Source organism: Patescibacteria group bacterium, assembly GCA_041674405.1.
Classification (GTDB): Bacteria; Patescibacteriota; UBA1384; order XYA2-FULL-43-10; family XYA2-FULL-43-10; genus JBAYVT01.
On sequence record JBAYVT010000005.1, the window covers coordinates 70,180 to 83,450 of the forward strand.

Here is a 13,271-nt window from a genome sequence, read left to right on the forward strand (position 1 = left end):
TTTTCAATTGACTAAACTAAAAAATCCCTCGATTTCTCTCGGGATTTTATTTCCAGGCTAAAATTCATCGTCAGCTGCGCCTTGCATCCTTTCAAGCGGTATTTCTTCTTCTGCAAGATCCATCGGCTCAAATTCTTCACCAGGATAATCATTCTCTTTTCGGGTATCATCATCAGTGTCGCCGATATTGACCATACTACCGCCACAGGGGCATTTCTCTTCACCCGGATCATCTAGTGTAGAGTGTCCGCATTCTTCGCAGACCCATTCATTTGGCATCTTCCCTCTTTGTTTTAATTTTATACTTTTCAGATTTTATATGTCAGAATTTCCAATGTCAATGAACAACAATTATCCTCTCTGGCAGCAGAATTTATGAGTTATCAACAGCTACATGTAATCTTTTCTGCCTTCCAGTGAACGCTTCAGCGTAACTTCATCGGCATACTCAAGATCACCGCCAACTGGCAAACCTCTAGCAATCCGGGTAATTTCTATACTGCTGTTTTTAGTTTTTACCTTGTCTTTAATATACGCAGCGGTGGCTTCTCCCTCCAGGTCCGGATTAGTTGCAAGAATTATTTCGTCAAATTTCTCATTGTCCAATCTTTTCAAAAGTTCAGAAATTCTTAGTTCTTCCGGGCCAATTCCATCAATCGGGGAGATGGATCCACCAAGAACATGATAGATGCCATTAAATCCACCGGACTTTTCGAGAGCAATTACATCAAGCGGTTCTTCTACGACAGCCAAGACCGATTTGTTTCTTTTATCATCAATGCATATTTTGCATATATTTTCTTCCGAAAAATTGAAACATTTTTCACACTTTTTCATACCATCAGAAATGCCTAGCACAGCATCACCAAGTGATTTAATATCTGTTTCGGGCTTAGTCAAAAGATAAAAAGTAAGCCTTGCAGCCGTTTTTGGCCCAACACCTGGTAGCTTTGAAAATTGATCTATTAGATTCTGAATTGATTTAGGAAGCATTGAACGAACAAATTAATAATTAATAAATATTTAGGATTTTATTATTTTTCAATTTAATTTTGACTTTTAAGTTCTAACTTTTGGCTTCTTTTACCGGTTCATCCCAGGTAGCATATTTACATGAAGGATAACGCGAACATCCCCAAAATCTTCTGCCTTTTTTGGTTCGGCGCTCGATTACGTCTCCCTCACCACATTCCGGGCATTTTATTCCGGTTGGGGTGATGATTGTCTTGGTATTTTTACACTTTGGATAATTTTCGCAGGCAAGAAATTTTCCAAATCTACCCTCTTTCAACAGCATTTTTCCACCACATTTTTCGCATTTTTCACCTTCTGCCTCAGACAATTTTTCAGTCTCGCCGTTTTCGGTTATAACTTCAGATTTTTTATCTGCCTTGGTTTCCAATGGGCGGGAATATTTACATTCCGGATAACCACTGCATGCAACAAATTTGCCATATCTGCCAGGCCTAATAAGCAGGATTTTTCCACATTCGGGACATTTCTCCTTAAGCTCTTCAATTTTTACAAAATCTTGTTTTTCAAGCTCTTTACCTTTTATTTCAAGTTCGGCCTCGAATGGTTTATAGAATTCGTCAATTACTAATTGCCACTTAATTTTTCCTTCTGCAACATCATCAAGCTCGTCTTCCATTTTAGCTGTAAATTTATAATCCACTACTTCCGGAAAATGTTCTACTAAAAGATCGTTGACAATTTCACCAATTTCTTCAGGCTTGAACCTTCGCTCATCAAGCCTTGCATAACCACGATCGACAATCGTTGACATTGTTGGTGCATATGTTGACGGACGGCCAATCCCTAAACTTTCCAATTTCTTGACCAATGTCGCTTCCGTATACCTCTTTGGGGGTTCAGTAAATTTCTGATCGGCCAAAAGCTCATGAAAATCCAGATTTTCTTCCTTTTTTAGCTCCGGAATCGTAATTGCTTCTTCCTCAGATTCGTCATCCTTGCCCTCAGTATATACTTTAATAAAGCCGTCAAATTTTATGCTTTCTCCGCGGGCCAGAAAAACCGGCTTACTTGAAATATTGGCTTCGATTTTTGCCTCGATTATCTTAATAACCGCTTCCCGCATTTGCGAAGCAACCGTTCTCTTCCAAATAAGGTCATAGAGGCGCTGCTCTCGGGCATCATAAGAAGCCTCACGCTTGGCAAAATCAGTCGGACGAATCGCCTCATGCGCTTCCTGTGCATGTTTTGATTTGGTTTGATATGCCCTGACACCTTCCGGCAAATATTTTTCGCCGTATTCTTTTAAAATTGTGCTTCTAATCGCAGAGAGTGCATCTGCAGACAAATTCGTCGAATCTGTTCGCATATAAGTGATATGGCCTTCTTCATACAATTTCTGGGCTACGGCCATCGTTTGTTTAGCTGAAAACCCAAGCTTTCTCGATGCTTCCATTTGCAAGGTCGAGGTTGTAAATGGTGCAGATGGATTGCGCAATGACTCACTTTCGGTTACATCCAAAACTTGATAATTTGCTTCATGCAATTTTTTCTTAATGTTGTCGGCTTCTTTTTTCGTCTTGATATCCATTTTTTTCACTGGCTTGCCGCCATCTTCAATAAGAGTTGCTTTGAATTTTAATTCATCGCCCTTTTTTGACAGCAAAACAGCAATAACCCAAAATTCCTCCGGCTTGAAATTTTTGATCTCGCGTTCTCGCTCTACCACAAGTCGAACCGCAACCGATTGAACGCGGCCAGCAGACAAGCCGGATTTAACCTTTTTCCACAAAAGCGGAGAAAGTTTGTATCCGACTAAACGATCAAGAATTCGCCTGCCCTGCTGGGAATCCACCAGGTTCATATCAAGTTTTCGAGGGTTTTTGATTGCTTTCTCGATCGCCGATTTGGTTATTTCTGCGAATGTAATTCTTTTAACTTTCGGGTCATCGCCTTTTATTTTAAGGGCTTCTAGTATATGCCAAGAAATCGCCTCGCCTTCTCGGTCCAAGTCGGTTGCAAGATAGATTTCTTTCGCCTTTGCTTCAGAGGTTTTAATTTCAGAAATAATTTTTTTAGATTTTGGAGGAATAACATATTTGGGTTCGTAGTTTAATTTTGTATTCACACCAAGTTCGCTTACAGGCAAATCTCTGACATGGCCAAAAGATGCCAGGATTTTATAATCCTTGCCCAAATATTTTCCAATTGTTTTGACTTTTGCTGGAGACTCAACGATCACAAGGTTCATTGTACGTTCCTTTGGTTTTTAGCCCCTAAGGGGACCCCTTTGGGGTTATTTTATTAGATTTTCTTCCTGTATCTTCCACCCACATTCTCAATTAAACCTTTCATTTCCATTATTGTCAAAAGAGAATTTAGCTCGATGACATTTATTTTGCTTGACACAAGAATTAAGTCAGCTGGCATATCTTCGCTACCGATAATTTCCAGAATTGACAACTCTTTGTCATTTGCAGGAGAAATCTCTTTGATTTTATCTACAAATTTTATTTTTTCAATATTTAGTTCACCCAAAATATCGTCGATAGACTGGACTAACTTAGCCCCTTTTTGAATCAAAAGATTGCACCCTCTTGATGTTTCCGATGTAATCGGCCCCGGAACTGCAAAAATCTCCCGATCATATTCAAGACCAGCTTCAGCTGTGATCAGGGCACCCGAAATTTCCGCCGCCTCCACCACCAGAATTCCTTTTGACAGCCCCGCAATTATGCGATTGCGTGCTGGAAAATTTTGTTTAAATGCTTCGGTTCCCGGAGGATACTCAGAGACAATTGCCCCGCCCTTTTTAATAATTTCATAAGCCAGCCCTTGGTTTGCGACTGGATAAATTCTATCAAGACCACATCCCAATACACCAATTGTAATTCCATCAGCATCGAGCGCGCCTTTATGCGCGACGGCATCGATTCCTAAGGCAAGACCAGAAATAATGCCAAGCCCATTTTCCGCACACTCTTTACTAAGCCTGTATGCAACGTTTTGGCCGTATGAGGAAAATTTACGGCTGCCCACTATTGAAATTGCCGGAACATTAAAAGCATTGATATCACCTTTTATATACAAAATTATTGGTGCGTCATAAATCTCTCTTAAAATATCGGGGTACCTCTTGTCAAAAAAAGTAAGATAACCGATTCCAAGTTTTCTCAATTTTTTTACTTCCTCGTCGGGATCAAATTGATTTTTCGCCTCCATAAACATATCCTGAAACTTTTCACCATATATTTTTTTTAACTCCCTGCCATCAGATTTCCATAGTTTTTCGGCATCATCGCAAAAAGCAGCAAGCATTTTTTTAATAGTCTGCGAACCAATTTTAGGATGTGAATTTAGAGCTAATAAATATTTAGACATTTAAGTATGTTATAAGTATAATTGAACAGACATTAATTATCCAGGAGTATTTATGGGAGAAACAAGACAACCTTTTGATCCCAATTATCCAAGGGGTCATCTCTTTTCCGAAGACAAAGATTGGAAAGATATTCAACCCGATGAACCGTTAGCAGAAACTGATAAACCTCAATCAGTAGATCATTCCAATGATATTCCTCTGCCCGGGCTCGAACCTGATTCCCCGGATGTACCAGGCGAATCAATTTCAATTCCACGATATTCGGAAGATGATGAAAAATCAAAACCACTTACAGAGGACCAAATAGCTAAACTTAGCGACAAAGATCGCAAGCTGTATGACAGCATTGGCTGGCCAGGGACAGATCAATACGACCAATATCAAAGACGAAGGTTTCTCTAGTAGTATTAACTTTCAATTTTCAAAACTGCTTGCTTCAAAAGTTTTGAATATAGTACTAATCCAACAGCTTCCATGTTGCCGTGTTGTTCGCGACCAAGAATATTCCCACCACCGCGGATTTCAAGATCGGACATTGCAATATTGAAACCTGAACCGAGCTCTGTGTTCTCCGCGAGTGATTGTAGCCTTTTAAATGCATTTACTGATAATTCTTTCTTGTATGTAAAAAGAGAATAAGCTTGCCGATCGGAACGGCCAATACGGCCTCGGATTTGGTAAAGTTGTGACAAACCAAACCTGTCGGCCTCTTCAATGATTAGCGTGTTCACGTTCGGTAAATCCAAGCCGTTCTCAATAATAGTCGAGCAAACCAGAATATCGACATCTCCTTTTGCAAACTCTGCCATGGTATTTGCCAAATCTTCTTCAGACATCTGGCCATGAGCGATTTGGATTTTGGCTTTGGGCAACATCCGCTGCAATTTTTCTCGTGTAGGAATGATTGTTTCCACCCTGTTGTGAAGATAATAAATTTGCCCGCCACGCTTAAGCTCTCGATCAGCAAATTCGACAATGTCAGAATCATTAAATTTCGCAATTTTGGTCTCGATGCTTTTCCGACCTCTAGGCGGAGTATTGATTTCTGAAATATCGCGTATGCCGGAAAGCGAAAAATAAAGCGTGCGTGGAATCGGAGTAGCAGACAAGATCAAAACATTTAATTTTTCTGATAATTTTTTGAATTTCTCTTTTTGTTTAACGCCGAATCTCTGTTCCTCGTCAATAATGACAAGGTCTAGAGATTTAAACCTGACATCAGAAGATAAGAGCCGATGCGTACCAATCGCAATATCAGTAGAACCACTTGAAATTGATTTAACTGTATTCTCCATGTCCTCCTTCGAAAGAAATCGGCTCAATTTTGCAATGTTCACGCCGGTATGTTCCAAGCGTTTGGTAAATGTCGCAAAATGCTGTTCAGTAAGAATTGTCGTTGGGCAAAGATATGCGACTTGATAACCATTGGCAACAGCCTGCAAAGCCGCTCGCAATGCGACTTCGGTCTTGCCATAGCCAACATCCCCGCAGATCAGTCGATCCATCGGTTTCATCGAACTAAGGTCCAAATAAATGTCATTGAGAGCTTTTTTCTGGTCGGGCGTCTCGGTATATGGAAATGTTTTTAAAGCCTCTTTCTCGATGATTTTGTCAATGTTATACGCAGGTTTTTTAATCAACTCCCTTTTGGCATAAATGGCAAGAAGTTCTTTTGCCAACTTAAGAGCGCTTTCATATATTCTTTGTTTGGTTCTTTGCCAAGTAATACTTCCTAATTTATTTAATTTCGGCTTTCGCCTTCCAACCCCGACATAAGGGCTGACCCGATCGATTTCACGGAGCGGAACATAAAGATAATCATCATTGAGATAAGCAATAAATATATATGGTTTAAAAACTTCACCGATCTTTTTTAGGCCGATTCTCCGAAAAATTCCAACACCATGATCAATATGTACAACATAATCATCCGGTTTAACTTTTGTGCCATTTGGGAATCGTAAAATGTTTTCATCAATAATTATTGATGAAACTTGTGTTGTTTTTTCATTTACCGTTGATGTAATCGACTCAACCTGATCACCAAAAAAACTGATTTTACAGACACCTAAACTATTGGTCGGATAAATTGTAAGAAGATCTCCAATCAATTTGTATTCGCCCGGTTCCGCAACCTTCTCCGCTTTCTGATAACCGGATTCTTCTAATTGTATGATTAAATCATACAATTTGTATTTTTTACCAAAACTAATCTCTTCCATATTTGAAATAACTTATGTAATCTGATAATGTATATGCATAATCTTCTTAGTGCTATCTGCGATTATAAGCCTTTGCCCCTCCTTTGGCTAGTCTACCTTAAGACCTACGGTCTTGGGCGGACTCGTAGATAGCACTAAGCATGTTAATAAAAATCTCGTATCAATTACGAGATTTTTATTTATTCGATTTTCCTTTGTGCTATTCTGTATTACAAAATTCTGTGTTCGTTACTTCTTCTCGACTTCGATTCCCATACTTCTAGCAGTGCCAGCAATAACTTTCATTGCAGCAGAAACATCATTTGCATTTAGATCAGCCATTTTTTCTTCAGCAATCTGCTTCAATTTTTCTTGTGAGATTTTCGCGACTTTGTCCTTTTTCGAGTTCGCAGCCCCACTCTGAATATTACAAGCTTTTTTAAGGAGGATTGCCGCTGGGGGGGTTTTCAAAATAAAGGTAAAGGTTCGATCTTCGTAAATCGTAATTTCAACCGGAATAATAGTGTCACCTTTTTCTCGAGTTTGCTCATTAAAAGCTTGGCAAAATTCCATGATGTTTACACCATGTTGGCCAAGGGCTGGTCCAACCGGGGGGGCAGGATTTGCTTTTCCGGCAGGGCATTGCAGTTTTACAATTGTTTTTACTTTTTTTGCCATAACATTTACCTAAGATATTAGTTTTAAGTTATTAGTTAATATTACACTTTTTTAACTTGCAAGAAGTCTAAGTTTACAGGTGTTTCACGACCAAACATATTAACAAGCACTTTGACAGAACCTTTGTCTTGGTTAATTTCTTCAACCTTACCTTCAAATCCCTTGAGTGCCCCATCGGTAATACGAACCAATTCGCCTTCTTTGAAATCGACTTTATACTTTGGTTCTTCAACACCCATTCGTTTCTTGATTCTGCCAATTTCATCCTTCGACATCGGGGTTGGGCGAACGCCGAATCCAATAAATCCGGTAACATTCGGAGTGTTTCGAACAACATACCAAGAATCATCAGTTACAATCATGTCAACAAGGACATATCCTGGGAAAATTCTTTTTTCAACGGTTCGTCTTTTACCATTTCTGATTTCGATTTGCTTTTCTTTTGGAACAATGACATCAAAAATTTTATCAGCCATGCCAAGAGATTCGATTCTCTGTTTAAGGGAATCAGCAACTTGTTCCTCGTATCCAGAATAAGTGTGAATTACATACCAGTTACGCTCGCCAGACTGCTTTAAGGTTAGAAAGCTTTTCTTTTCTTCGTCGGCTTGTGGTGATGGCTCTTCTTCCTTGAGAATCATCTCTTCGGTTTCACTCTCGCCCGAAACCTTATCGACAGAAACAGGCTCTTCAATTTTTTCAATTTTTTCTTCTGCCATAAATCCCCTATTGTTTTAAGGAAATTATATATGAAATTAAACTTGACAATCCCTGATCTATCGCCGTAACTATCAGCACCGCAACTATCGAGGAAACAATGACAATCAAAGTATGATTAATTACATCCTTACGGCTAGGCCAAGTAACCTTATTAAGCTCCTTCCATACTTCTGAAAAATATTTCGGGATCCTATTTATAAATGTCATTTGGACTCTATTTTATTAATTTGAACCTTTAAATACGAACTTCTTGACCCGGCAGTTCGCTTGTATCTCTTCTTTGCTCGGAACTTCAAGATGCGAACTTTGTCCGTTCTGCCAGTTTCTAGAATTTCTCCTTCGACTTTGGCATTTTTTATCTCCGGTTTACCGATTTCCGTTTTTTTATCATCAGAAACAAGCAAAACCGAATCAAAAATGATTTTCTTGTTCTTGTCATCGTAATCAGACATCGGTAGATTGATAGTTGTCCCTTCGGACACCTTGTACTGATTGTTTTTGTAAGAAATTATTGCAAACATCGGTACTCCAAATTAAAAAAGACCTGCGGTCCACTTGGTAAAAGTGTATCATAAGGCCCTAATAAAAGTCAAGTGAATTAACACCCATACCCCTATTTGAAGAATTTTTGTTTTTCTTTCTGATATATACTCTGTATTAAACCAAGTGCACTAAAACTAATAACTAGAGATGTTCCCCCGTAACTCATAAATGGCAAAGGTATTCCTGTAACTGGTAAAAGGCCCAAATTCATTCCGATATTAACTGCTGTTTGAAAAAGAAACATTGCACCAATCCCACATGCCAAAAAAAGTCCGTAATAATCTTTTGAATATGAGGCGATCGAAAAAATCCTAATTATCATAAACAAAAATATTGCCACTATCAAAACTGAACCCAAAAAACCCAGGGCCTCTGAAGTACCAGCAAAAATAAAATCAGTATGTGGCTCTGGTAAAAATTTAAGTTGGCTTTGCGATCCTTGGCCCAATCCTTGCCCCAGAAGGCCACCTGAGCCAATGGAAATTTCTGCTTGTTTTACATTGTATCCATTCCCGTACGGATCGTTCTGGGGATTAATGAAAGTCATCACCCTATTCCGCTGATAAGTTTTAAGTAGTTTTCCGAAGGGAGCAACATTATTTACGGATAAAATAAAGGATCCTAAAAATAAGGCTAGAATTATAAATATTACGGCATACTGCTTGACAGTCGGTTTTGAAATAACCAACAAAATTGTATAAATAAATGCTACAACAAGCGCAGTGCCAAGATCGGGCTCTTTTAAAATCAGAAGTAGAGGTGGAACCATTAGAACAAGTGACCATAAATAATCTTTTATATTGAGTTTTCCCACGCGTTTATAAAAAAAGGAGGAAAGAGCGAATATCAAAGAAATCTTGGCAACTTCAGAGGGCTGAAGCCGAAAGAAGCCAAGATCAATCCACCTGGTAGCCCCCTTTGCCGTTGCACCCATCATGTCTACAATAATAAGAAGCAAAAGCGCCACGAAATAAAAAATCCACCACACATTCTTGAAGCTTCTATAATCCGAAAAAGCAAGCACGAACATCGCCCCAAGACCAAGTAAAGCACATAGACCCTGTTTAAATGCCAAGGTGGCATCTCCGCCAGCATATACTAAACTATAAATTACCGATACGCCAATCGCACACAGAATGATTGGCCCGATAAACAAACCCAGATCAAAATTTTTGAGCTTTGTTAACATGTTGGCCTAAATCATTATTTCAATTAACTTTTGGGCTGTTTTCTCGCCTTTAACGATCCTTATAGCGGACGGATTAGTGTTGAAATATTCAGCAATCGATCTAATCACCGCCTTATTCGCTTTGCCTTCAACTGGTTTTTCGTTGATCCAAATTTTAAAAATGCCGTCATTCTCGAGAATCTTCGGTTTTTTTGAATTAGTAATTACTTTAACTGAAATTATTTTAGTGTTATTTTTTACATTTTTCATCGAGTGCTTCATTTACTAGCCTATCAGCCCTCTTGTTTTGTTCGCGTGGCACGTATGTAAAAATTAATTTTATGTGAAACTTGCACTTGATCTTATTCAACGAATCCAAAAGAATACTTATGCCCTCATTTTTTACCTTGTAATTTCCGTTGATTTGTTCAACTACCAGCTGGCTATCTAGCCGGCAAACAACTTCTGAATCAGGATTGTTGTTGTTTTTTAGCCACTTGCTTTTCTCGAGAATTAGAAGTGCTTTGAGAATCGCACGATATTCAGCCTGATTATTGGTAGTATTGCCGATAAATTCTTTATAAGAATGGATTTCAACTTCATTTTCATCATAAAAAACCACTCCGATGCCTGCCGGACCCGGATTTCCTCTTGCCCCGCCGTCGGTATTTATATAGATCTTCGGCATCAAATTCCCAATCCAACAGCCTTATGCACCCTTCCAAGGGTTTCTGTGGCAATAGGCCAAACTTTATTGGCTCCTTCGTTCAATAATTCCTTGATTTCAGATTCACTTGATATTATTTTGTTGTATTTTTCCTGTATTGGGCGCAAATATTCAATAATGACTTCAGTCAAAGATTCCTTGAATTCCTTGTACCCTTTGCCGACAAACTCCCCTTCGATTGAGCTAATTTCTTTTCCGGTGACCTCGTGATAAATGTTCAATAAATTGGTGATCGCAGGCCTTTCTGTTCCAGATTTAACTTCCGATCCAGAATCGGTAACCGCGCGCATTATTTTTTGCTTGACAATGTCCGCTGTGTCAAACATTGAGATATAGTTGTTTGGGGTTGAAGATGATTTACTCATTTTCTTTTCCGGGTTATCAAGACCCATAATTCGGGCGGATGTTTTTTTAATTAGTGGCTCAGGTATAGTAAATATTTGGCCAAATTTGCTATTGAATCGAATGGCAATGTCACGGGTTAGCTCAACATGCTGTTTTTGATCATCACCAACAGGCACATGGGTTGTCCCATAAAGAAGAATATCGGCCGCCATAAGGACGGGGTAATCGAACAAACCGGCAGAAACCGAGTCAGAATCGCCTCCTTTATCTTTAAATTGGGTCATTCGTTTAAGTTCGCCAATATTTGTAAAACAATTCAAGATCCAGGCAAGTTCGGAATGTTCCGGTCTTTGAGACTGGACAAATAGAGATGATTTTTTAGGATCAATTCCTGCTGCCAAATAAAGCGCAGCCAAAGATATGATATTTTTCTGAAGCTCCTCGGGGTCTTTTGGTACAGTTATGGCATGAAGATCAACAATACAAAAAATAGATTGCTCGGCATCATTTTGAAGATCAATCCATTGTTTAATTGCACCCAAATAATTTCCGATGTGTATTTGCCCTGTTGGCTGTATACCAGAAAAGATCTTCATTTTGATCCTAAAATTAATGTTAAAAAAATAGAATTTAACTTTATACTATACAAGTTCGTATGAAAATTCAAACTATGGGTTATAGTCTCGGCTCTCAACACTCGTTTTGATTTCAGCCTGAGCACGATAATTGGGCAGTAAATTGTCATAATCTTTTGATTGTGCAAAGATCCCTATCCTTACAAATGGCTGCTGAATTCCAGACGAAGCCATAAACCCCCAAAATCTGGCATTGAGGCTTACTTCATTATTTACTATTTCCTCTCTAAAATTTTGGTTTGTGTTCAAATTTATCGTGCCTTTCCATTCATTACTAGAAACTTCATCAGAAATCGTATATTCGCGACGATAAAGGTCATGATCGCCACTTGCAGTCACCAGCGTTCTGTAGAGTATTATTTTACTATCAGTTTTTTTAAGTACTCCAAGAGAATAATAGTTATTTGAATTGTAGTTGATTGTCTCATCTGGGTTTGTTCCGCCTGGCCTAACAATATTTCCAGAAGTCGTGGAAAAACTGCCAGACTGATCGGTTTGGACCAAAAACACATCCCTAACAAGCACATCTGCGGTAGTACCCGCCGTGATTTTTACGCTGCCGTTTGAAAGCCTCACGTCATCTGAAATTTTCATCATAGTACCCCTAGCCTCGGACAGAGAATTTCTGGTTTCCCTAATTTTTGCATTATATGAGGAAGTCATAGAAAAAACAGCTGTTGCCATGATCATAATAATGGCAAAAATTGTCGATGCAATCAGTATTTCTATGAGTGTAAAACCTTTTTTGTGTGAATTTGTCATATGCTAAAAATTAGGATGTGAATTAGTAATAAGCTCGTCAATCAAAACAGACTTGCTATTATTATCGCCCCAGGTTATCGTGCAAGTTGCAATTATGGCATTGTTATTATCGACGGTGATATTATTTCCTAAACCATCTGTAACATTGTCGATATCCTCTGCAGCCTTGAAAATAATGGTTCGCGTAAATTTGTTTCCATCTAGCGGTACTTCTCCAGTGATTCCGGATCCATCTTTTTCAACTAATTTTGAACGATTTGGATAATTGGGAGCCGGAGTAGAACTCGCGGCCTTAAAGTCAAAAACATATTCGGTATTTAGTTTTGGCTTATTGTCAGCAATATTTTCCAATACGAAGGAATTCCATTTTGTAGAGGGGTCATTGTCAATGTAATTGGTATCGCGAATCTGCCTTAACATTTCAATCCCCTGTTGTGCTAAAAATGTGGCTTGAGCTCTTTGCTTAGTCAAACTCAAGTTGTTTAGAACCGTCTTGCCAAGCACAACAAGAGCACCAAGCATGGTGATAATAATAACTCCAGCCAGTAATACTTCTAGCAAACCAAAGCCTTTAGTTTTTGTGACGAGCATTTTTTTCATTGCATAATGGTATTATTTTTTGCCGAATAAGGCTCTGCGGTGACTACGACCCGTTGTTCGCGCGTTGTTCTGTTTGAACCTATAGTAATGCTTGTACTTGGTAAATTATTATTGATTTTAAAATTTCCGGGGTAATAAGAGTATGTAAAACCCAAATCCGATCCGGTACCGAAAACTACATTCATTCCAGTAAAGTCTACAATGTCTTTGGAGTCAGTTATAGAAGTAGGCGCAAGATCACAATCCTCTTTTGTGCTATTGATCTGCCCGTACTGAATATTCATACTTGTTCCATCGGGGTTTTGAGTAAATATAATCCTGGCACAATTTTGGTTTTGTTGGGGATTTTGTGAATATGCATAGGCGCGATCCAGCAGCGCTTTCACCTCGTCTGCCTTTAATACGACTTCCTGCCTGGCCCCAAAATTTTGATATGCCGGAATAGCTGCCGCAGCCATTAACAAAATAATCGCAATCACTATCAATATTTCAATTAATGTAAAGGCTCTTTTTTTAAAACTCATTTTTAACCAAAATT

16 protein-coding genes are annotated in these 13,271 nt (G+C 38.8%); 1 reads left to right on the forward strand and 15 read right to left on the reverse strand.

Annotated elements, in window-relative coordinates:
- Positions 1–57: 57 nt before the first annotated feature.
- The 4 genes from WC080_03975 to dprA form a co-directional block, all read right to left on the reverse strand.
- Complete coding sequence (locus WC080_03975) at positions 58–279, reverse strand: hypothetical protein (GenBank protein MFA7244418.1); 222 nt, start codon at positions 277–279, stop codon at positions 58–60.
- A 111-nt stretch (positions 280–390) separates the two neighbouring features.
- The gene (gene recR, locus WC080_03980; protein ID MFA7244419.1) at positions 391–993 is read right to left on the reverse strand and encodes a recombination mediator RecR; all 603 of its coding nucleotides are present in this window, start codon (positions 991–993) and stop codon (positions 391–393) included.
- 73 nt (positions 994–1,066) lie between these two features.
- Positions 1,067–3,223, reverse strand: coding sequence for a type I DNA topoisomerase (gene topA / locus WC080_03985; GenBank protein MFA7244420.1), 2,157 nt, complete (start codon positions 3,221–3,223; stop codon positions 1,067–1,069).
- A gap of 53 nt (positions 3,224–3,276) precedes the next feature.
- Positions 3,277–4,353, reverse strand: coding sequence for a DNA-processing protein DprA (gene dprA, locus WC080_03990; GenBank protein MFA7244421.1), 1,077 nt, complete (start codon positions 4,351–4,353; stop codon positions 3,277–3,279).
- Positions 4,354–4,405: 52 nt separating this feature from the next.
- On the opposite strand from dprA, the gene WC080_03995 reads away from it, so the two are divergent.
- On the forward strand, positions 4,406–4,756 hold the full coding sequence (locus WC080_03995) for a hypothetical protein (protein MFA7244422.1): 351 nt from the start codon (positions 4,406–4,408) through the stop codon (positions 4,754–4,756).
- Between the two features lie 5 nt (positions 4,757–4,761).
- On the opposite strand, the gene WC080_04000 is transcribed toward WC080_03995, so the two are convergent.
- From WC080_04000 to WC080_04050, 11 genes are all read right to left on the reverse strand, one after another.
- The gene (locus WC080_04000) at positions 4,762–6,576 is read right to left on the reverse strand and encodes a DEAD/DEAH box helicase (GenBank protein MFA7244423.1); all 1,815 of its coding nucleotides are present in this window, start codon (positions 6,574–6,576) and stop codon (positions 4,762–4,764) included.
- 228 nt (positions 6,577–6,804) lie between these two features.
- Positions 6,805–7,233 (reverse strand): 50S ribosomal protein L11, encoded by a 429-nt coding sequence (gene rplK, locus WC080_04005; GenBank protein MFA7244424.1) that lies wholly within the window; start codon positions 7,231–7,233, stop codon positions 6,805–6,807.
- A gap of 41 nt (positions 7,234–7,274) precedes the next feature.
- Positions 7,275–7,952 (reverse strand): transcription termination/antitermination protein NusG, encoded by a 678-nt coding sequence (gene nusG, locus WC080_04010; protein MFA7244425.1) that lies wholly within the window; start codon positions 7,950–7,952, stop codon positions 7,275–7,277.
- Positions 7,953–8,156: 204 nt separating this feature from the next.
- Entirely contained in the window at positions 8,157–8,474 is a 318-nt protein-coding gene (gene rplU, locus WC080_04015; GenBank protein ID MFA7244426.1) for a 50S ribosomal protein L21, read from the reverse strand.
- Between the two features lie 92 nt (positions 8,475–8,566).
- Complete coding sequence (rodA, locus tag WC080_04020; protein ID MFA7244427.1) at positions 8,567–9,685, reverse strand: rod shape-determining protein RodA; 1,119 nt, start codon at positions 9,683–9,685, stop codon at positions 8,567–8,569.
- Positions 9,686–9,691: 6 nt separating this feature from the next.
- The gene (locus tag WC080_04025) at positions 9,692–9,934 is read right to left on the reverse strand and encodes a DUF167 domain-containing protein (GenBank protein MFA7244428.1); all 243 of its coding nucleotides are present in this window, start codon (positions 9,932–9,934) and stop codon (positions 9,692–9,694) included.
- Positions 9,915–10,352, reverse strand: coding sequence for a ribonuclease HI family protein (locus WC080_04030; GenBank protein ID MFA7244429.1), 438 nt, complete (start codon positions 10,350–10,352; stop codon positions 9,915–9,917). Before WC080_04030 ends, WC080_04025 begins: the two co-directional genes overlap by 20 nt.
- Positions 10,352–11,332, reverse strand: coding sequence for a tryptophan--tRNA ligase (gene trpS / locus WC080_04035; protein ID MFA7244430.1), 981 nt, complete (start codon positions 11,330–11,332; stop codon positions 10,352–10,354). The genes WC080_04030 and trpS overlap by 1 nt, the downstream gene beginning before the upstream one ends.
- 72 nt (positions 11,333–11,404) lie before the next feature.
- On the reverse strand, positions 11,405–12,133 hold the full coding sequence (locus WC080_04040; protein ID MFA7244431.1) for a prepilin-type N-terminal cleavage/methylation domain-containing protein: 729 nt from the start codon (positions 12,131–12,133) through the stop codon (positions 11,405–11,407).
- A 3-nt stretch (positions 12,134–12,136) separates the two neighbouring features.
- Positions 12,137–12,733, reverse strand: a complete 597-nt coding sequence (locus WC080_04045) for a hypothetical protein (GenBank protein MFA7244432.1) — start codon at positions 12,731–12,733, stop codon at positions 12,137–12,139.
- Positions 12,730–13,257: a prepilin-type N-terminal cleavage/methylation domain-containing protein gene (locus WC080_04050; protein MFA7244433.1), complete on the reverse strand. Its 528-nt coding sequence runs from the start codon at positions 13,255–13,257 to the stop codon at positions 12,730–12,732. Before WC080_04050 ends, WC080_04045 begins: the two co-directional genes overlap by 4 nt.
- Between the last annotated feature and the right edge of the window lie 14 nt (positions 13,258–13,271).